Consider the following 17,986-nt stretch of genomic DNA (forward strand, 5'->3'; position numbering starts at 1 on the left):
TTAGAAATAACTTAATATGAATCAGATTGGCTGGATTCATTTTCCTGTTTTGATTCGTTTTTCATAAAGCTTTGTCCGTTTTCCATTGCATCGACGACAGGACAATAGCGGAGAATGCCTTCGCCTATTTTCATGGAAGAAAGCATCACCACGAATAGATAAGATTGGTTTTTCCATGGTTTTTTTACCATTTTAGCCATTGCCCATGTTAGAAATGTAAATCCACAGGTAATTCGCATTAATGCATTAATTATACTGATATTTTGTTTAAACTTCATTTAAAGTCCATCCCTTCACAAAAATTTAACAATATTCTGGATAACATTACTGTTCTAATGAAGCAAGTATGTTACTATGAAATAAAATTGGATTGAAAATGGTTTTTTTCATACAACTGTTTCTAAAAATTATGGGGGAATGTTTAATGCTTGAACAGCGCTATAGATGGAAAAATAAACATCTAAGAGAACATATAGATGTGCTGGATGGCAATAGGGCACCACACATTCTGCTTAAAAATACGACTTATTTAAATCAGGCTTTACGAAAATGGGTAAAAGCGAATATATGGATATATGATGATCGCATCATCTATGTTGGCGATAAGCTTCCTGATAATATAGACCGCTGTGAAATGGTAGACTGTACAAACCAGTACTTAGTCCCGGGTTATATTGAGCCGCATTCACACCCTTCTCAATTATATAATCCCCTTTCTTTTTCACGTTATGCATCTCATTTTGGCACAACGACATTGATCAATGATAACTTGCCGTTTCTATTGCAGTTAGATAAAAAGAAAGCGTTTTCTCTTTTGAAAGAATTACGTAACATTCCTGTAACAATGTATTGGTGGAGCCGTTTTGACGGACAAACGGAATTGATCGATGAAGATATGGTCTTTTCCCATGGAGCCGTTAAATCATGGCTGGAGCATGATGCCGTATTACAGGGCGGGGAACTGACTGGATGGCCGAAGCTTCTCGATGGGGATGACATGATGTTGCACTGGATTCAGGAAGCCAAGCGAATGAGGAAGAAAATAGAAGGACACTTTCCAGGTGCTTCAGAGAAGACTTTAGCAAAAATGACCTTGTTCGGCGCCGATTGTGATCATGAGGCAATGACAGGTGATGAAGTCATGTCACGCTTGCTGCAGGGCTATTATGTATCGTTAAGACATTCCTCGATCCGTCCGGATCTTCCAAAGATGATACAGGAAATCCATGAACTGGGCATTGATCATTATGACAAATTCTTTTATACGACAGATGGATCGCCGCCATCCTTTTATGAAAATGGTTTCATAGACTGCTTGATTAAAATAGCGATAGAGCATGGCGTTCCGGTCATCGATGCATACAATATGGCAACTATCAACATCGCACGATATTATAACATTGAGTACCTTCATGGCAATATTGCCACTGGAAGGGTAGCGAACATCAACTTCCTGACCGATGTAAAGGAACCTGCACCGGTTTCGGTAATGGCAAAAGGTAAATGGGTTAAAAGGGATGGTGAAATCATTCCGGATAAACAGGAAATCGAATGGAGTGATTTCGATTTTAAACCACTTGATCTTGATTGGGAGCTTAGTTTAAAGGAAGATTTTGAATTTTCCATGCCGTTTGGGATTGAACTGGTCAATAATGTAATTACGAAACCGTACTCACTTGCCAATGATGTTGGGCATGAAGAACTGAACTTTGAGGATGATGAATGCTTTTTCATGCTTATTGATCGGGAAGGGAAATGGCGCATCAATACGATATTAAAAGGGTTTGCGGATAAATTGTGTGGCTTTGCTGGCTCTTATACAAATACAGGTGATATCATACTAATCGGTAAAAGGAAAAAGGATATGCATTTGGCATTTAACCGGCTGAAGGAGATTGGCGGTGGAATCGTTTTAACGGAACACGGAAAGGTGATCCATGAACTTCCTCTGAAATTAAAGGGAGTCATGTCCACCAAGGAGGTTCCTGAACTGATAGAAGAAGAAAATGAATTGAAACATTTGCTGCGTGAGAGAGGTTATCGCTTCGCCGATCCTGTGTACACCCTTTCATTCTTTTCGACAACCCATCTGCCATATATAAGGCTAACCCAGCGAGGAGTATATGATGTAATGAACAAAACTATACTCTTTCCCACTATAATGCGTTAAAATATAAGAGAAGAAATGGCTAATAAATCAGAGGAGTGGAAAGATGAAATTTAAGAGAGTTCTTTTCATCGTTATTGCTATTTTGCTGCTGGCAGGCTGTTCTGCGAAAGAAGATCCTGAATCGGATGATAGTAAGCCGAAAGACCAAGCTATCATCAAAAATACAGATGTGAAAAATGAACCTTCCAATGAGTTTCCACTTACAGGTATAGCCACCGATGCAGGCAGTGAGCGAAGGGCTGCAGCAGTGATGATTAATAATCATCCAGAAGCACGCCCACAATCGGGCCTCTCAGAAGCCGATATGGTCTACGAAATGCTCGCAGAAGGTGACATAACCAGATTTTTAGCTATCTTCCAAAGTGAAATGCCAAGCCAAATCGGTCCGATTCGGAGTGCAAGGGACTATTATATTGAATTGGCTAAAGGCCTCGATTGCATCTATGTCTGTCATGGGAATAGCCCCGAGGCAAAAACCATGCTGGACAAAGGGTATATTGATAACTTGAACGGATTATATTATGATGGTACTTTGTTTCAACGTTCGGCAGATCGAAAAGCACCGCATAATTCCTACACTTCCTTTGAGGATATCCAAAAAGGCGCGAAGGAAAAGGGATATGAGTTGAATGGTGCACCGGAGCCTTATGCTTTCCTTACAAAGGAAGAGGCGGCTGGCCTTCAAGGGGAACCGGCATTGAAAACCGAGATTTCCTACGGATCAGACGAGTATGATGTACAGTATGAATACGAAGCCACGGAAGAGAAATATAAACGTTATTCGAATGGAGAGCAATCAGTCGAACATAAATCGAATAAACCTATTTTACTGGATAATATATTGATCATTGAGGCTGCTCATCAAGTGATCGACGATAAAGGGCGTCGTAAAATCGACTTGAAAAGTGGCGGAAAAGGTTATTTACTTCAAAAAGGAAAAGCGAATGAAGTAGAATGGGTTAATAAGGATGGTCGGATTATACCAGTGAAAAACGATAAAGAAGTAGGGTTGATTCCAGGGAAAACTTGGGTCAATATTATTCCGGATGAACCTGGTTTAGTAGGAGACGTCTCATTTTGATACCCATGAAATTGAGGGGGAGTAACATGCAAATTGATAAGTTAAGAGGAAAAGAAACGGATCAGCTGTTTAAGTCGATCCTTTCCTTGCGTGATTTGGACGAATGCTATCGATTTTTTGATGATTTATGTACAGTTAATGAAATTTCATCACTGGCACAGCGTCTTGAAGTAGCCCGCATGCTTGAAGAAGGAAAAACCTATCATAAAATCGAAACGGAAACGGGTGCAAGCACGGCTACGATTTCCAGGGTCAAACGCTGCTTGAATTACGGAAATGACGCTTATTCCATGGCTCTTAACCGTATTAAGGATAATGTCGAGGGAACAACTGAATCTTAATTCTTTCGATTATAATAAAAAGCCGGGGAATTCATTTCCCGGCTTTTTATTTTGAGTCCAGCACTCTCTTTGACGGCTGTCTTTCAGCCGTATCCATGTTATATTGGATTTTAGATTCAGAGGTTCCATTTGGTAATAACATTTTATCGGTACTTCTCTTTTTTAATGAAAAATCTTAATGCTATAATGGTGTAATGGGAAGTGTGAATGGAGGATTATAATGTACGATTTTCGCGAGTGGAAACATGTTTTCAAACTCGATCCAAATAAAGAAATAAGTGATGAGGCCCTTGAGAAAGTCTGTGAATCCGGTACTGATGCAATCATGATCGGGGGAACGGATGGAATCACGCTTGAGAATGTGCTTCATTTAATGGCACGTGTCAGACGATATACCGTCCCATGTGTAATGGAAATTTCTTCCGTTGAAACGGTGACGCCAGGGTTTGATTTATATTTCATTCCGAGTGTCCTGAATAGCACCAACCCGGATTGGATGATGAAACTGCATCAGCAAGCAGTCAAGGAGTACGGATACCTTTTGAATTGGGATGAAATATTCGTTGAAGGGTACTGTATCCTGAATCCTGAGTGCAAGGCGGCCCAATTGACGAAAGCCAATACCGATTTGGATATGGATGATGTGGGTGCATACGCGATGATGGCAGAAAAGATGTTCAACCTGCCAATTTTTTATTTGGAATACAGCGGTGATTATGGCGATGTCCATATGGTGGAAGCGGCCAAAGAAAGTTTGGAGGATACCGTACTATTCTATGGCGGTGGGATAAAATCGGTTGAACAGGCCAAAGAGATGTCTAAGATTGCGGATGTCATCGTTGTCGGCAATGTGATTTATGAAGATTTGAAAGTGGCACTTGCAACAGTTACGGCAGTTAAATGAAAACATGTAATAAATATAGTATACTAAAACAGAAACGAATGTTCGTATAGGTGGTGTGATAATGCAATATTTAGCGGAAAAATTACTAATAGGTTTGAATGAACAGCAACAAAAAGCAGTGAAATCAACTGATGGCCCACTTTTAATCATGGCTGGGGCAGGAAGTGGAAAGACGCGTGTGCTGACTCACCGAATAGCTTACTTGATGGTCGAGAAGGAAATAGCGCCTTGGAACATCCTTGCAATCACGTTCACCAACAAAGCGGCACGTGAGATGAAGGAGAGGATCCGGGCCATACTTGGCGGTGCGTCCGAAGATATCTGGATTTCGACTTTCCACTCGATGTGTGTCCGCATTTTACGAAGAGATATCGACCGTATCGGATTTAATAGGAACTTTTCGATATTGGATACGACGGATCAGCAATCGGTCATAAAACAAATCATGAAAGATCGTAACATGGATACAAAGAAATATGATTACCGTGCAATTTTGGGTAGCATCAGTTCAGCAAAAAATGAATTGGTCGGGCCGGAAGAGTACCTGAAGACGGCGTCTGACTACTTCACTAAAGTAACTGCCGATGTATATACGGAATATCAAAAACGGCTGCGTAAAAATTCAGCGCTCGACTTCGATGATTTGATCATGATGACGATTCAATTGTTCCAGCTCGTACCTGAGGTGCTTGAATATTATCAGCGTAAATTTCAATACATTCATGTTGATGAGTACCAAGATACGAACAGGGCTCAATATATGCTTGTTAAACTACTGGCTTCACGTTTCCGTAATCTCTGTGTTGTCGGGGATTCCGATCAATCGATCTATCGTTGGCGCGGTGCGGATATTGCGAATATCCTTTCATTTGAAAAAGATTATCCGAATGCCAACATGATTTTCCTTGAACAGAATTACCGCTCGACGAAAAAGATCCTTGCAGCGGCGAATAAGGTTATCGGTAACAATCAAAACCGTAAGCCGAAAAATCTTTGGACAGAGAATGCAGATGGCAATAAGTTATTCTATTACCGTGCAGACAATGAACAAGGGGAAGCGCAATTTGTAGCCGGAAAGATAAATGAGTTAGTTCAGGGCGGCAGCAGGAAATATTCCGATATAGCAATACTTTACAGAACAAATGCACAATCACGTGTCATGGAGGAAGTTCTGCTTAAATCCAATATAAATTATGCAATAGTCGGAGGAACCAAGTTCTATGACCGTAAAGAGATTAAGGATTTACTTGCCTATCTTCGCCTTATTGCCAATCCTGATGATGACATCAGTCTCCGCCGTGTAATCAATGTACCAAAACGCGGAATTGGTGCAACTTCAATGGACAAAGTGGCAGATTATGCAGATCAATATGATGTTTCCATTTATAAAGCACTCGAATCTGTGGAAATGGTGGGGATAAGCGGGAAGGCTACCAAAGCGGCAAGGGAATTCCATACGCTGATCACTAACTATACAAATCAGCAGGAGTACTTATCCGTGACGGAGCTGGTGGAGGAAGTCATTAAGAAAACCGGTTACCGTGAGATGCTGCAGGCAGAAAAAACGATTGAATCACAAAGCCGGCTTGAAAACATAGATGAGTTTTTATCAGTTACGAAAGCATTCGAAAGTAACAGCGAGGACAAATCATTGGTGGGCTTTTTAACTGACCTGGCGTTGGTTGCCGATATAGATCAACTTGATGAGAATTCCGAAGAAGCTACAAATATGGTAACGTTGATGACGCTGCATTCAGCGAAGGGACTTGAATATCCGGTGGTGTTTCTATTGGGCCTTGAAGAAGGGGTTTTCCCTCACAGCCGCTCGCTTATGGATGAAGAGGAGATGGAGGAAGAACGCCGTCTGGCTTATGTGGGAATTACTAGGGCCGAAAATGAACTATTCATAAGCAATGCCCAAATGCGGACATTGTATGGACGGACGAGCATGAATCCAGTTTCACGTTTCATCAGTGAAATACCAGAGGAACTTCTTGAAGACCTAAAACCGAAACCGGCTCCTAGAGCTAGGCAAACACCTTTCAGTTCTTCGAGAACCGGATCTCCTTCAACAGCTTCCACAAGAAAAGTGCCTGCCTTTGGAAGAGCTGTTTCCGCACCATCCGCAACGGGCGGTGAAGAGATCGGCTGGGCTGTCGGCGACCGTGCATCCCATAAAAAGTGGGGTATAGGAACTGTGGTGAGCGTAAAAGGGGAAGGAGAAGGGAAGGAACTGGATATTGCCTTTCCAAGTCCAATCGGCATTAAACGCCTATTGGCGAAATTTGCACCAGTTGAAAAAGCATAAGCTATTAATATACTTCTACTGGTAAAGAATAGGGATATCTGACTTTAGACACCGCTCTTCTATAAGAAGTGCGGTGGAGTCTTCTTTAGAAAGGATTGAACGTATGGACTTACAAGCTGCAGAGAAGAAAGTTCTAGAACTGCAAACGTTATTGAACCAATACAGCTATGAATATTATGTGATGGATCAGCCATCAGTACCTGATGCTGAATATGATCGGCTACTCCGTGAACTTATTGAGTATGAGGAGAAATTTCCGGAACTGCAAACGGCGGACTCACCGACACAACGGGTCGGTGGCGCCATTTTGGATATGTTTGAAAAAGTGGAGCATACCACACCGATGCTTAGTTTAGGCAATGCGTTCAATGAAAGTGACTTACGGGATTTTGACAGAAAGGTCAGACAATCTGTAGGTGACGATTTTTCCTATGTATGTGAATTGAAAATTGATGGACTTGCCGTTACGCTTCAATATGAGAATGGATATTTCGTAAGAGGGGCAACCCGTGGAGATGGAACGATCGGTGAAGATATTACCGCTAATTTGAAAACGATCAAGTCGATTCCATTGAAGTTGCGGGAGCCGGTTACCATAGAAGTGCGCGGTGAGGCCTTCATGCCAAAAAAATCATTCGAATCACTAAACAAGGCTAAGGAAGAACGCGGTGAGGAACCATTCGCAAACCCACGAAATGCAGCTGCGGGCTCGTTAAGGCAGCTTGATCCAAAACTTGCTGCGAAACGGAACTTGGATATATTCCTTTATGCGATTGCCGATTTGGGGGAAACAGGTGTACGTTCCCATAGTGAGGGTTTGGATTTATTGGATCGACTCGGGTTTAAGACGAATCGGGAAAGAAAAACATGCTCGAATATAGAGGAAGTACTGGCCTATATAGTAGAATGGACGGAACAACGTCCAAACTTAGCCTTTGATATTGATGGAATTGTCGTAAAGGTGGATTCCCTTGAACAGCAGGATGAATTAGGTTTTACAGCAAAAAGTCCGCGATGGGCCATTGCTTATAAATTCCCAGCTGAAGAAGTCATTACAACCCTAAGGGATATTGAGCTGAATGTTGGCCGTACGGGTGTATTGACCCCGACCGCCGTTTTGGATCCCGTTCGGGTAGCAGGTACGACTGTGCAGCGAGCTTCACTTCATAACGAAGACTTAATCCGTGAAAAGGACATCAGAATCGGAGATCAAGTGGTCGTGAAAAAAGCGGGTGATATCATTCCAGAGGTGGTCAATGTACTGGCAGAGCGCCGTACAGGGGAAGAAGTCGAGTTCCAGATGCCGACTGAGTGCCCGGAATGCCGCAGTGAACTTGTCCGGCTGGACGGGGAGGTTGCTTTACGCTGCATCAACCCGAAGTGTCCTGCTCAAATACGGGAAGGCTTGATTCACTTTGTTTCCCGTACAGCAATGAATATAGACAGTCTTGGTGAAAAAGTGATTAGCTTGTTGTTTAAAGAAGAACTCATACAAGATGTGGCTGATATTTATAAGCTTACATACGATCAACTGATTGCTTTGGAAAGGATGGGGGATAAATCCGTCAATAAACTTCTTCAAGCAATCGAAGCTTCGAAAACCAACTCGTTGGAAAAATTACTATTCGGGCTGGGCATTCGCCATGTTGGTTCAAAAGCGGCCAAGACGCTTGCGAGGGAATTCGGGACGATGGAAGCATTAAGCAAGGCGAGCCGTGAAGAACTGACGGCCATTAATGAAATAGGTGATAAGATGGCCGATTCCATCGTAGCTTATTTTGAATTGGAAGAAGTCCATGCATTACTGAATGAATTGGATGCAGCCGGTGTAAATCTTACTTTCAAAGGGCCAAGAGCTGTTGCCATTGAAGATATCGACTCCGTTTTTTCCGGTAAAACAGTTGTTTTAACAGGTAAACTGCATAAGCTTACACGTAACGAAGCAAAAGAGAAATTAGAGGCGCTAGGAGCTAACGTTGCTGGAAGTGTCAGCAAGAAAACCGATTTGGTCGTAGCTGGCGAAGATGCCGGTTCCAAACTGGCAAAAGCTGAAAGCCTAGGCGTCATGGTATGGGATGAAGAGAGACTGATTGAGGAACTAAATAAATAAGAGGTGTAGCTATGAGGAAACACTCTATTTTGGGGATGATTCTTATACTGCTTCTTGCTGGATGTGCGCCTAGTTTTGAGGATAAGCAAGAGGTAGTTCAAGACTCCAAAGACAAAAAAGAAACGGCAATTATTCCGAAGTATAAAATTTCGGAAGAATATTATCAAACAATCCTACCGTTTGAACCATCAAAAGCACGCGGTTTGGTCGTATCCAATCTAAATACCCGATATGACATTGAAGAATTCGAAAATGGATTGATGCGGTTGGCCCAAACCCAATTCGACCCGGAAGATTACCTGTTTCAAGAGGGGCAAATACTAAATAGTTCCGAGATATCTTCCTGGCTGAACAGAAAATATACCGATAGTCAGTTGAAAGAAAAGGACATGAAAGCCTCAAAGAATGTTGGCTTGAATCCGGTTGATCCAGGTAAAGGTGACATTGATAAGCGGAATGAAGATAATCCGATCTATCTTGCCCATATTTTAGAACATAATTACTTGGTAAAAACAAAAGATGATTCAGTGAGCCTTGGCGGAGTTGTAATAGGTCTCGCGCTGAATTCAGTGCATTACTATCAAAAAGAGGCATACGGTGCCACCTATGAAAATAAAATCGATAGTAAAAAGCTAAAGCAAGAAGGGGAAAGAATTGCTGCAGAAGTCTTAAAAAGGCTGCGTAAAAAGGACAAGCTGAAAAATGTTCCGATTACGATTGCCTTATTCGAGCAAAATGAAAAATCTTCAGTAGTCCCTGGGAATTTCATTTCCTATACAAATATCGATAAAAACTCTGACAATATTGGAAAATGGACGAACTTGGACGAAGAGTATTTCCTATTTCCTTCTGCCGGTGCTGAAAAAAAATACCGTGATGACGTCAATACTTTCACGAACTTTAAAGAAGATGTCGAAGAATACTTCCCTAACTTTAACGGAGTCATCGGCAGGGCGTTCTATATGGATGATCAATTGCAAAGTCTGAACATCGATATCCCCATTCAATTTTATGGGAACTCGGAAGCGATCGGCTTTACTCAATATGTTGCTGGGCTTGTAATGGAACGTTTCCCGAACTACATTGCCGTACAGGTATCCATTACCTCTGTAAATGGACCTGAAGCGCTCATAGTCCGTGAAGCAAATCAGGACGAACCAACCGTGCATATATACGAATGAAAAAAGATGAAGCTTAACGGCTTCATCTTTTTTGCGACCCACTTTAAAATTGGAATCTATTTCTTGTGAATTTCAAAATAACCTTTACCAGGAACAAAAATTTATAAATAGAAAGTAAAGGCTTCCATCTTAGGAAGCAAATGCTTTAAAAAGGGAACATTTGTCGAATTTTAAAGGCCTTATTTTCATTTCCCCGGAAATTTCGGCAACTTTCCCATATTTCCCGGAAAATATCTCTTTTTCCTTATGAAATAATTGAATTTCGACATTGTATCTCTTGTTGCTTTACTGTGCAATAGTTTGATATGATTTAAACGATGATTATATGGAGAAAAGCGACGGAATTCAGTCGATTTGGATATTTTTTCGGAGGTGAAGAGAATGTCACGTATTTCTATGGAACAAGTTAAACACGTTGCCCATTTGGCTCGTTTGGCCATTACGGAAGAAGAAGCACAACAGTTTCAGCATCAGCTTGACCAAATGATTTCATTCGCGGAGCAGTTGAATGAGCTTGATACGGATCAAGTAAACCCGACTTCTCACGTTTTGGATATGAAGAATGTTATGCGCGAAGATGTCGCAAAACCGGGATTGCCAGTAGAAGAAGTAGTTAAAAATGCACCGGATAGCAAAGAAGGATATATCCGTGTACCATCTATAATTGAATAAGGAGGGACAATGATGTCGTTGTTCGAACAAAAGGTTTCTGAGCTTCATGAACGCTTACATAAGAAAGAGATAAGTGTCACTGATCTTGTTAACGAATCATATAAGCGAATTGGACAGGTAGAGGACAAGGTGAAGGCATTTTTGACACTTGATGAAGAAAACGCCCGCAATCAAGCAAAACGATTGGATGATCAATTGGTAAAAGGCGAGAACGAAGGCGCTTTATTTGGTATGCCAATCGGAGTGAAGGATAATATTGTCACTAAAAATTTGCGTACGACTTGTGCGAGTAAAATTTTGGAGAACTTTGATCCAATCTATGATGCAACCGTTGTTCAAAAGCTACAGAAGGCAGAAACGGTTACGATCGGGAAATTGAATATGGATGAGTTTGCGATGGGATCTTCTAATGAGAACTCCGCATATCAGGCAACACGCAACCCTTGGAACACGGATTATGTGCCAGGCGGTTCGTCGGGTGGTTCAGCTGCATCTGTCGCTTCCGGTGAAGTCCTATTCTCTTTAGGTTCCGATACGGGTGGATCGATTCGCCAACCAGCGGCATATTGTGGAGTTGTCGGCTTAAAACCTACATATGGACGGGTTTCCCGATTCGGACTTGTAGCATTTGCGTCTTCTTTGGACCAAATCGGTCCGGTTACAAGAACTGTTGAAGATAACGCTTATTTGCTTGAAGCGATTTCAGGTGTGGATCCAATGGATTCGACCTCTGCTAATGTTGACGTGCCGAATTTTGTGAATTCATTAACAGGCGATGTCAGGGGATTGAAAATAGCTGTGCCTAAAGAATATCTTGGTGAAGGCGTTGGCGAAGAAGCACGTAATTCCGTACTTGAAGCGTTAAAAGTATTAGAGGGGCTTGGAGCTGAATGGGAAGAAGTATCCTTGCCGCATTCCAAATATGCTTTAGCTGCCTATTATCTGCTATCTTCATCGGAAGCTTCGGCTAACCTTTCACGTTTTGACGGAGTGCGTTACGGACATCGTACAGATAATGCAGAAACTCTTATAGAAATGTATAAGCAAACCCGTGCAGAAGGATTCGGTGACGAAGTGAAACGCCGTATCATGCTTGGAACGTTCTCCTTAAGTTCCGGTTATTATGACGCTTATTATAAAAAGGCTCAAAAAGTACGTACCTTAATCAAAAAAGACTTTGAAGATGTCTTTGAAAAATACGATGTCATCGTTGGGCCGACTACACCTACGCCTGCATTTGAAATTGGTGAAAAAGTCGACGATCCATTAACGATGTATGCGAATGATATCTTGACGATTCCAGTTAATCTTGCTGGTGTACCAGGTATATCCGTGCCATGTGGATTCGCAGCGAATGGGCTTCCGCTTGGACTGCAAATGATTGGGAAGCATTTTGATGAAAGCACGATTTACCGCGCGGCTCACGCATTTGAGCAAGCAACAGATTTTCATAAACAATTTCCTAAGCTGTAAGGGGTGAAAATAATGGACTTTGAAACGGTGATTGGTCTAGAAGTACACGTAGAATTAAAAACGGATTCTAAAATTTTCTCAGCGAGCCCAAATCATTTTGGTGCCGCTCCAAATAGTAACACGACTGTAATTGACCTAGGCTACCCAGGTGTATTGCCTGTCGTCAATAAAAAGGCTGTTGATTTTGCAATGAAGGCTGCAATTGCCCTGAATTGCGAAGTGGCGGAAATTACGAAATTCGACCGGAAAAACTATTTTTACCCGGACAATCCTAAAGCATACCAAATTTCACAGTTCGATCAACCGATTGGTGAGCATGGTTGGATTGAAATCGAAGTGGGCGGCAAGAAAAAGAAAATTGGCATTACCCGCATTCATATGGAAGAGGATGCTGGAAAGCTGACACATAAAGGGAACTATTCACTGTGTGATTATAACCGCCAAGGTACGCCTCTTGTTGAAATCGTATCAGAACCGGATATCACTTCACCGGAAGAAGCTTATGCTTATCTGGAAAAGTTGAAATCCATCATTCAATACACCGGCGTTTCCGATTGTAAAATGGAAGAAGGCTCACTTCGCTGTGATGCTAACATTTCCTTGAAACCTGTCGGCCAAAAAGAATTCGGTACGAAAACCGAATTGAAAAACTTGAACTCATTCAACTTCGTTCGCAAAGGGTTGGAGCATGAAGAAATCCGACAAGCGGAAATCTTGAATGAAGGCGGCATAATTGAACAGGAAACCCGCCGGTTCGACGAAGCTACAGGCAGAACGGTACTAATGCGAATTAAGGAAGGCTCCGATGATTACCGTTACTTCCCGGAACCGGACTTATTGACAATCCATATCGATGAAGAATGGAAAGCGCGTATTGCTGCCGAGATTCCGGAACTTCCGGATGCACGGAAAAAACGCTATGTCGAAGAATTTGGCTTACCGGAATATGATGCAGCCGTGTTAACGGTAACGAAAGAAAGTGCTGATTTCTTTGAAGCGACAGTCGCTTCAGGCGCTGATGCAAAACTAGCATCTAACTGGATCATGGGTGAGGTTTCCGCTTTCTTGAATGCAGAAGGTAAAGAGCTGCATGATGTCAAATTGACTGCTGAATCGTTAGCTGGAATGATTAAGCTTATTGAAGATGGCACGATTTCTTCTAAAATCGCTAAAAAAGTTTTCAAAGAATTGATTGAAAACGGCGGGGATGCTGAAACGATCGTCAAGGAAAAGGGACTAGTCCAAATTTCCGATGAAGGCGCATTGCGTACAGCCGTTGAAGAAGCATTGAATAATAACCCGCAATCGATTGAAGATTTTAAGGCCGGTAAACAAAAAGCAATCGGCTTCCTTGTCGGACAGATTATGAAAGCGACAAAAGGACAAGCCAATCCACAGCTTGTTAATAAAATTTTGGTGGAAGAAATCAATAAACGTTAATATTGACCGTATCACTTTTAAAGTGGTACGGTTTTCTCTTGATTAAGAAAAGAGTTTACTGTGAAAGAGCTAAAAATAATTTTTGGTTTTTTTTTGAGTTATCTGTAGGGGTAACTCCTTTTTGTGTCGTCTATTACATGAAAGTTTAACAGGAAAGGAGGAAGAGAAGTGACGGATGAGCTAGTTGAGAAGGTAAGGGCTGGGAATGATCATGCATTCCGAATGTTGATTGAAACTTATAAACAGACGATTTATAGAACCGTCTATTCCGTCTTGCGGAATCAAAAGGATGCTGAAGATGTTACCCAGGAAGTCTTTATCAAAATCTATACTTCTCTTCCTCAATATAAGAACCAAGGTTTCAAAACTTGGATTACCCGGATTGCAGTCAATCATGCAATCGATTTAAAGAGAAAGAGGGAACGCCAAAAGGAAGAATTGCAGGACGAACATTCATCGGAAGCTAATTTGGGCTTAACTGATGATGTCGAGGCAGTATTTTTTCGGAATGAAAGGCGAAAGCAAGTATTAAGGAAGCTGACTGACCTTCCAGAGGGATACCGGGACGTTGTATATGGCTATTACATAAAGGAAAAGACATTCAAGCAAATTGCAGAGGAACAGCAGATTCAAGTGAAATCTGTGGAAGTAAAGCTATATCGGGCAAGAAATTGGATGAGAAAACATTGGAAAGAGGAGGATTTTTCATGAATCATGTTCCTGAAGCAGAATGGGTTGCATATTTGGCAGATGAAATACCAGAGGCTTTAAAAATTGAATATGAAAATCATCTATACTCCTGTGACAAGTGTTTGTCCGCCTATATGGAGGCGATGGAAAAAGAAGAAAACAATCTGGACATTGAAGGGCTTGATATTGCAGGTACTGTCATGGAGTCGATTAGCCGTTTGAAAGGCGGCTCTGTTGAAGAGGCCAAGCAACAAAGAAAAGAGAAAACACTTCGGACGATCACACGACATTACTTGATCGCGGCCGGATTTACGATTTTATTAATGGCAGGCGGAGTATTTCAATCATTGACTGAATACGTGGATTCTGTCGAATCAAGCAGCGAAAAGGAAACGCAGTCCTTAACAGATGGACTTATTGATAAAACATTTAATTGGATGGATTCTATCGAAAAGAAAAATAAGGAGGGGTTTAGAAATGAATAAAAGTCCGGTATTAGCCTTTTTATTATCGTTTTTGCCAGGTTTCGGACATTTTTACCTAGGAAGGAAATATAAAGGGTTATTTTATTTTCTGGCCACGGCTGGATTGGGGCTTGGAGGTCTTTTTCTTTCGTTGATCAGTCAATCTGATGCGTTTCTGGCTTTTTCCATTATTGGAATGGTGTTTTATTTCATCAGTATATTTGACTTGGTGGTCACCTCACTGAGGAATCCTAAAAGTGAAGAGGATGTGGAGGGAATGGCAGATCAGCCGGAGGCGGAAAGATTTTATGTAATCATCCTTTCATTCGTTCCAGGATTAGGCCATTTTCAGCTTGGCCTCATGAATCGGGGACTTATTTTTCTCATCGGCTTTTTAGGCCTTGGCATCATGGTGATCTTCATCAGTGTGATGACACAAATGGAAGGTCTGTTAATATTCATGGCACTATTGCCTGTTATCTGGATTTACAGCTTTTTTGATTCTGTTCAACAGCTGAATAAAAAGCAGAGAGGTGAGGAGCTTATCGATCGGACCGTTTTGGAAGATTTCGAGGAGAGACGGGAATCCGGTAAGAAGAGTAAATCGGTCGCGACTTTATTCGCTATTTTCCCTGGTGCGGGTCACTTATATTTGGGGCTGCAAAAACGTGGGATTCAATTGATGGCCGGCTTTTTATTCGCCATTTACATATTGGATTTACTCCGGTTAGGTTTCTTCTTTTTCCTTATTCCGATTATTTGGTTTTATAGTTTTTTTGATGGATTGCAAAAAGCCTCGAAAATGGAGGAGGGTCCAGTAGAAGATATCCCCATCATTTCGGGAATGGTCAATCACCAAAAATGGGTAGGATTGGGGTTGGTGGGACTTGGAATCTATTTTCTGGCCAGTAATATAATCGTCCCGGCCATTGCTCCTCATTTGGATGAATGGATTGGAAGCAACTTGGAATATTGGTTTAGAGATTATTTTCAAAAAGGACTTGTATGCATCCTTCTTATAGGCGGGGGAATCAAATTGCTGTCGGGAAGTAAAAAAGGGAGAGTCAAGGAGGAGACAAAATGAGAACATGGAGAGTCGGAACGATTTCAATGGGAATCTCCCTGGTTGGTTTGGGTTTGGTTTTACTGGTTTCTCAAATTACGGATATGAATTTGACGACGATTCTGCTGTCATGGTGGCCGTTGCTGTTCATTATCTTGGGTGCAGAGATTCTCTTCTATATTTATTTTTCCAGAAAAGAAAGTTCTTTTGTAAAGTATGATATTCTAAGCATTCTTTTCGTGGGATTGCTTGGAACGACGGGAATAGTTTTAATTCTGCTAACATCAAGCGGATTGATGGATCAAGTTAGGGCTGCCGTGAATAGCGAAGAGAAAACGGTCAATTTGCCTGGTTTCAATCAAAAGGCTGGGAAAGGCATACAAAGAGTTGTCCTGGACACTGGCTCATACCCATTGACAATTGAAAGTGGTAAGGACGAGGAAGTTTCCGTTTTTGGAACATATGGCGAGCGGGTAATGGAAGATGCTGATGCGTTGTTGAACAAGCCGGAAGATTATTTACTCGTTGAGAGAAATGGTGATACGCTTTATATAAGCTTCAAGGATTTGCCGATTCAAAATGGGCTTTTGGACAGTGGTACAATGAATCTTAAGGCAACTCTTATAATACCTGCTGAGTTGGCAGTGGAGATAGACGGACAAAGTACCGATCTTGTTTTGAAGCCTAGAAAGCTCTTGAATGACTGGAGTGTGAAGGATAGCGGAAGTCTAAGTGTATTCCTTCAGGATAATAGTGATATCAAGATAGATGCTAGAGGGGTCGAGGAACTTGAAGGCCCTGAGAATGGCTGGAAGATGACTGAAGTGAAAGAAGAAACAAGTGAAGAAGGCTTTGTAAAAAAGAATGGGATATTCAATATTGGTAAAGGGAAACATACTTTAACGGTTACCGATACTTTTAACGTGAATGTTCAATATCCATGATTGAAATCATTTACTAGAATAAAATTGTAAAAAGCATTATAATTTCCCTGATACGATTTCTAGTTAAATGCAAAAGATATGGACCGAAATACGGTCCTCTTTTTTTCGAATATTGCTTTTCATGTAACGAAGGATTAAGATGTAAATTATGGAATCAATATGTATAAGGATGATGGGAAATGAAAAGAGCAAGGTTGATTTACAACCCGACTTCGGGCCGGGAAGCCATTAAGAAGAGCCTGCCAGGTGTGCTAGCGAAACTTGAAGAAGCTGGTTATGAAGCTTCTGCACATGCGACGACCGGTGCTGGGGATGCAACGAAAGCGGCTAAGATAGCGATTGAACGCGGCTATGATATAGTTATTGCAGCAGGGGGCGACGGTACGATTTATGAGGTTGTTAATGGACTGGCCACTGCAGATAAACGTCCGAAACTAGGGATCATTCCGACGGGAACGACCAATGATTTCGCGCGAGCGCTGCATTTACCGAAGTCGATCGAAGGGGCAGCCGAAATTATTGCCGGTGGGCATACGATGCCAGTCGATATTGGGAAAATGAATGATAAGTATTTCATCAATATTGCTGGCGGAGGCAGATTGACCGAATTGACCTACGACGTGCCGATCAAGCTGAAAACCATGCTTGGTCAGCTAGCGTACTATATTAAAGGAATTGAAATGCTTCCTTCAATTAAGCCGACGGAAGTTTCTATTGAATATGATGGAAAGCTTTTTGAAGGAGAGATCATGCTTTTCTTGGTGGCTAACACGAATTCGGTCGGCGGCTTCGAGAAACTGGCTCCTGACGCCTCTTTGAATGATGGTATGTTCACGTTGCTTATTTTGAAAAAGGCAAACCTCGCTGATATTGTCCGTGTCGCGACATTGGCAATGCGCGGTGAACATATCCATGATAAAAACGTCATTTATGAAAAAGCCAATCGAATTAAAGTACAGGCCAAAAAGGAAATGATGCTTAATTTGGATGGGGAATTTGGCGGGATGGCCCCAGCTGAATTCGTAAATCAGTACCGCCATTTTGATGTATTCATTCCGCAAGGAATACTGCCGGACGATCCGGCAAATAAATAGGGTGAAAAGGCCGCTGAATCTGGTGGCCTTTTCAGTTTAATGAAGCAAGGG

The 17,986-nt window shown here is 41.7% G+C and carries 16 protein-coding genes; 15 read left to right on the top strand and 1 reads right to left on the bottom strand.

The genetic code is table 11. The features are described from left to right. Positions 1 to 11: 11 nt before the first annotated feature. Entirely contained in the window at positions 12 to 278 is a 267-nt protein-coding gene (locus Q8G36_RS03775; protein ID WP_305159047.1) for a YgaP-like transmembrane domain, read from the bottom strand. A 146-nt stretch (positions 279 to 424) separates the two neighbouring features. Here Q8G36_RS03775 and Q8G36_RS03780 point away from each other — a divergent pair, with 146 nt between their 5' ends. The 15 genes from Q8G36_RS03780 to Q8G36_RS03850 all read left to right on the top strand — a co-directional run bounded on the left by Q8G36_RS03780 (position 425) and on the right by Q8G36_RS03850 (position 17,935). Beyond that, positions 425 to 2,170, top strand: coding sequence for an adenine deaminase C-terminal domain-containing protein (locus Q8G36_RS03780; protein ID WP_305159048.1), 1,746 nt, complete (start codon positions 425 to 427; stop codon positions 2,168 to 2,170). A 43-nt stretch (positions 2,171 to 2,213) separates the two neighbouring features. After that, positions 2,214 to 3,251 (top strand): DUF3048 domain-containing protein, encoded by a 1,038-nt coding sequence (locus Q8G36_RS03785; RefSeq protein ID WP_305159049.1) that lies wholly within the window; start codon positions 2,214 to 2,216, stop codon positions 3,249 to 3,251. 26 nt (positions 3,252 to 3,277) lie between these two features. Further along, entirely contained in the window at positions 3,278 to 3,592 is a 315-nt protein-coding gene (locus tag Q8G36_RS03790; protein ID WP_283916630.1) for a YerC/YecD family TrpR-related protein, read from the top strand. 220 nt (positions 3,593 to 3,812) lie between these two features. Further along, positions 3,813 to 4,496, top strand: a complete 684-nt coding sequence (locus Q8G36_RS03795) for a heptaprenylglyceryl phosphate synthase (protein ID WP_305159050.1) — start codon at positions 3,813 to 3,815, stop codon at positions 4,494 to 4,496. Between the two features lie 61 nt (positions 4,497 to 4,557). Next, a complete protein-coding gene (gene pcrA, locus Q8G36_RS03800) occupies positions 4,558 to 6,804 on the top strand; it encodes a DNA helicase PcrA (RefSeq protein ID WP_305159051.1) in 2,247 nt (748 codons plus the stop codon). 103 nt (positions 6,805 to 6,907) lie between these two features. Next, entirely contained in the window at positions 6,908 to 8,914 is a 2,007-nt protein-coding gene (ligA, locus tag Q8G36_RS03805) for an NAD-dependent DNA ligase LigA (RefSeq protein ID WP_305159052.1), read from the top strand. An 11-nt stretch (positions 8,915 to 8,925) separates the two neighbouring features. Next, a complete protein-coding gene (locus tag Q8G36_RS03810) occupies positions 8,926 to 10,095 on the top strand; it encodes a CamS family sex pheromone protein (protein ID WP_305159053.1) in 1,170 nt (389 codons plus the stop codon). Positions 10,096 to 10,476: 381 nt separating this feature from the next. Further along, entirely contained in the window at positions 10,477 to 10,767 is a 291-nt protein-coding gene (gene gatC, locus Q8G36_RS03815; RefSeq protein WP_076372748.1) for an Asp-tRNA(Asn)/Glu-tRNA(Gln) amidotransferase subunit GatC, read from the top strand. A 12-nt stretch (positions 10,768 to 10,779) separates the two neighbouring features. Then, positions 10,780 to 12,240 (top strand): Asp-tRNA(Asn)/Glu-tRNA(Gln) amidotransferase subunit GatA, encoded by a 1,461-nt coding sequence (gene gatA, locus Q8G36_RS03820; protein WP_305159054.1) that lies wholly within the window; start codon positions 10,780 to 10,782, stop codon positions 12,238 to 12,240. Positions 12,241 to 12,252: 12 nt separating this feature from the next. Next, on the top strand, positions 12,253 to 13,680 hold the full coding sequence (gene gatB / locus Q8G36_RS03825; RefSeq protein ID WP_076372752.1) for an Asp-tRNA(Asn)/Glu-tRNA(Gln) amidotransferase subunit GatB: 1,428 nt from the start codon (positions 12,253 to 12,255) through the stop codon (positions 13,678 to 13,680). 168 nt (positions 13,681 to 13,848) lie between these two features. Beyond that, positions 13,849 to 14,391 carry an RNA polymerase sigma factor gene (locus Q8G36_RS03830; protein WP_305159055.1) on the top strand — a complete coding sequence of 181 codons (543 nt, stop codon included), beginning with the start codon at positions 13,849 to 13,851 and terminating at the stop codon, positions 14,389 to 14,391. Beyond that, positions 14,388 to 14,855, top strand: a complete 468-nt coding sequence (locus tag Q8G36_RS03835; RefSeq protein WP_305159056.1) for a hypothetical protein — start codon at positions 14,388 to 14,390, stop codon at positions 14,853 to 14,855. Before Q8G36_RS03830 ends, Q8G36_RS03835 begins: the two co-directional genes overlap by 4 nt. Beyond that, the gene (locus tag Q8G36_RS03840; protein ID WP_305159057.1) at positions 14,848 to 15,918 is read left to right on the top strand and encodes a hypothetical protein; all 1,071 of its coding nucleotides are present in this window, start codon (positions 14,848 to 14,850) and stop codon (positions 15,916 to 15,918) included. The genes Q8G36_RS03835 and Q8G36_RS03840 overlap by 8 nt, the downstream gene beginning before the upstream one ends. Continuing rightward, positions 15,915 to 16,841 carry a LiaF transmembrane domain-containing protein gene (locus Q8G36_RS03845; RefSeq protein ID WP_305159058.1) on the top strand — a complete coding sequence of 309 codons (927 nt, stop codon included), beginning with the start codon at positions 15,915 to 15,917 and terminating at the stop codon, positions 16,839 to 16,841. Before Q8G36_RS03840 ends, Q8G36_RS03845 begins: the two co-directional genes overlap by 4 nt. 179 nt (positions 16,842 to 17,020) lie before the next feature. After that, positions 17,021 to 17,935 (top strand): diacylglycerol kinase, encoded by a 915-nt coding sequence (locus tag Q8G36_RS03850; RefSeq protein WP_305159059.1) that lies wholly within the window; start codon positions 17,021 to 17,023, stop codon positions 17,933 to 17,935. Positions 17,936 to 17,986: the final 51 nt, after the last annotated feature.

Source organism: Peribacillus frigoritolerans (genome assembly GCF_030676415.1).
Lineage (GTDB): Bacteria > Bacillota > Bacilli > Bacillales > DSM-1321 > Peribacillus > Peribacillus frigoritolerans_A.

Coding starts and splice junctions, on each gene's coding strand:
- Q8G36_RS03775 (WP_305159047.1), bottom strand. CDS start 278: ATGAAGTTTAAACAAAATATCAGTATAATTAATGCATTAATGCGAATT.
- Q8G36_RS03780 (WP_305159048.1), top strand. CDS start 425: ATGCTTGAACAGCGCTATAGATGGAAAAATAAACATCTAAGAGAACAT.
- Q8G36_RS03785 (WP_305159049.1), top strand. CDS start 2,214: ATGAAATTTAAGAGAGTTCTTTTCATCGTTATTGCTATTTTGCTGCTG.
- Q8G36_RS03790 (WP_283916630.1), top strand. CDS start 3,278: ATGCAAATTGATAAGTTAAGAGGAAAAGAAACGGATCAGCTGTTTAAG.
- Q8G36_RS03795 (WP_305159050.1), top strand. CDS start 3,813: ATGTACGATTTTCGCGAGTGGAAACATGTTTTCAAACTCGATCCAAAT.
- pcrA (WP_305159051.1), top strand. CDS start 4,558: ATGCAATATTTAGCGGAAAAATTACTAATAGGTTTGAATGAACAGCAA.
- ligA (WP_305159052.1), top strand. CDS start 6,908: ATGGACTTACAAGCTGCAGAGAAGAAAGTTCTAGAACTGCAAACGTTA.
- Q8G36_RS03810 (WP_305159053.1), top strand. CDS start 8,926: ATGAGGAAACACTCTATTTTGGGGATGATTCTTATACTGCTTCTTGCT.
- gatC (WP_076372748.1), top strand. CDS start 10,477: ATGTCACGTATTTCTATGGAACAAGTTAAACACGTTGCCCATTTGGCT.
- gatA (WP_305159054.1), top strand. CDS start 10,780: ATGTCGTTGTTCGAACAAAAGGTTTCTGAGCTTCATGAACGCTTACAT.
- gatB (WP_076372752.1), top strand. CDS start 12,253: ATGGACTTTGAAACGGTGATTGGTCTAGAAGTACACGTAGAATTAAAA.
- Q8G36_RS03835 (WP_305159056.1), top strand. CDS start 14,388: ATGAATCATGTTCCTGAAGCAGAATGGGTTGCATATTTGGCAGATGAA.
- Q8G36_RS03840 (WP_305159057.1), top strand. CDS start 14,848: ATGAATAAAAGTCCGGTATTAGCCTTTTTATTATCGTTTTTGCCAGGT.
- Q8G36_RS03845 (WP_305159058.1), top strand. CDS start 15,915: ATGAGAACATGGAGAGTCGGAACGATTTCAATGGGAATCTCCCTGGTT.
- Q8G36_RS03850 (WP_305159059.1), top strand. CDS start 17,021: ATGAAAAGAGCAAGGTTGATTTACAACCCGACTTCGGGCCGGGAAGCC.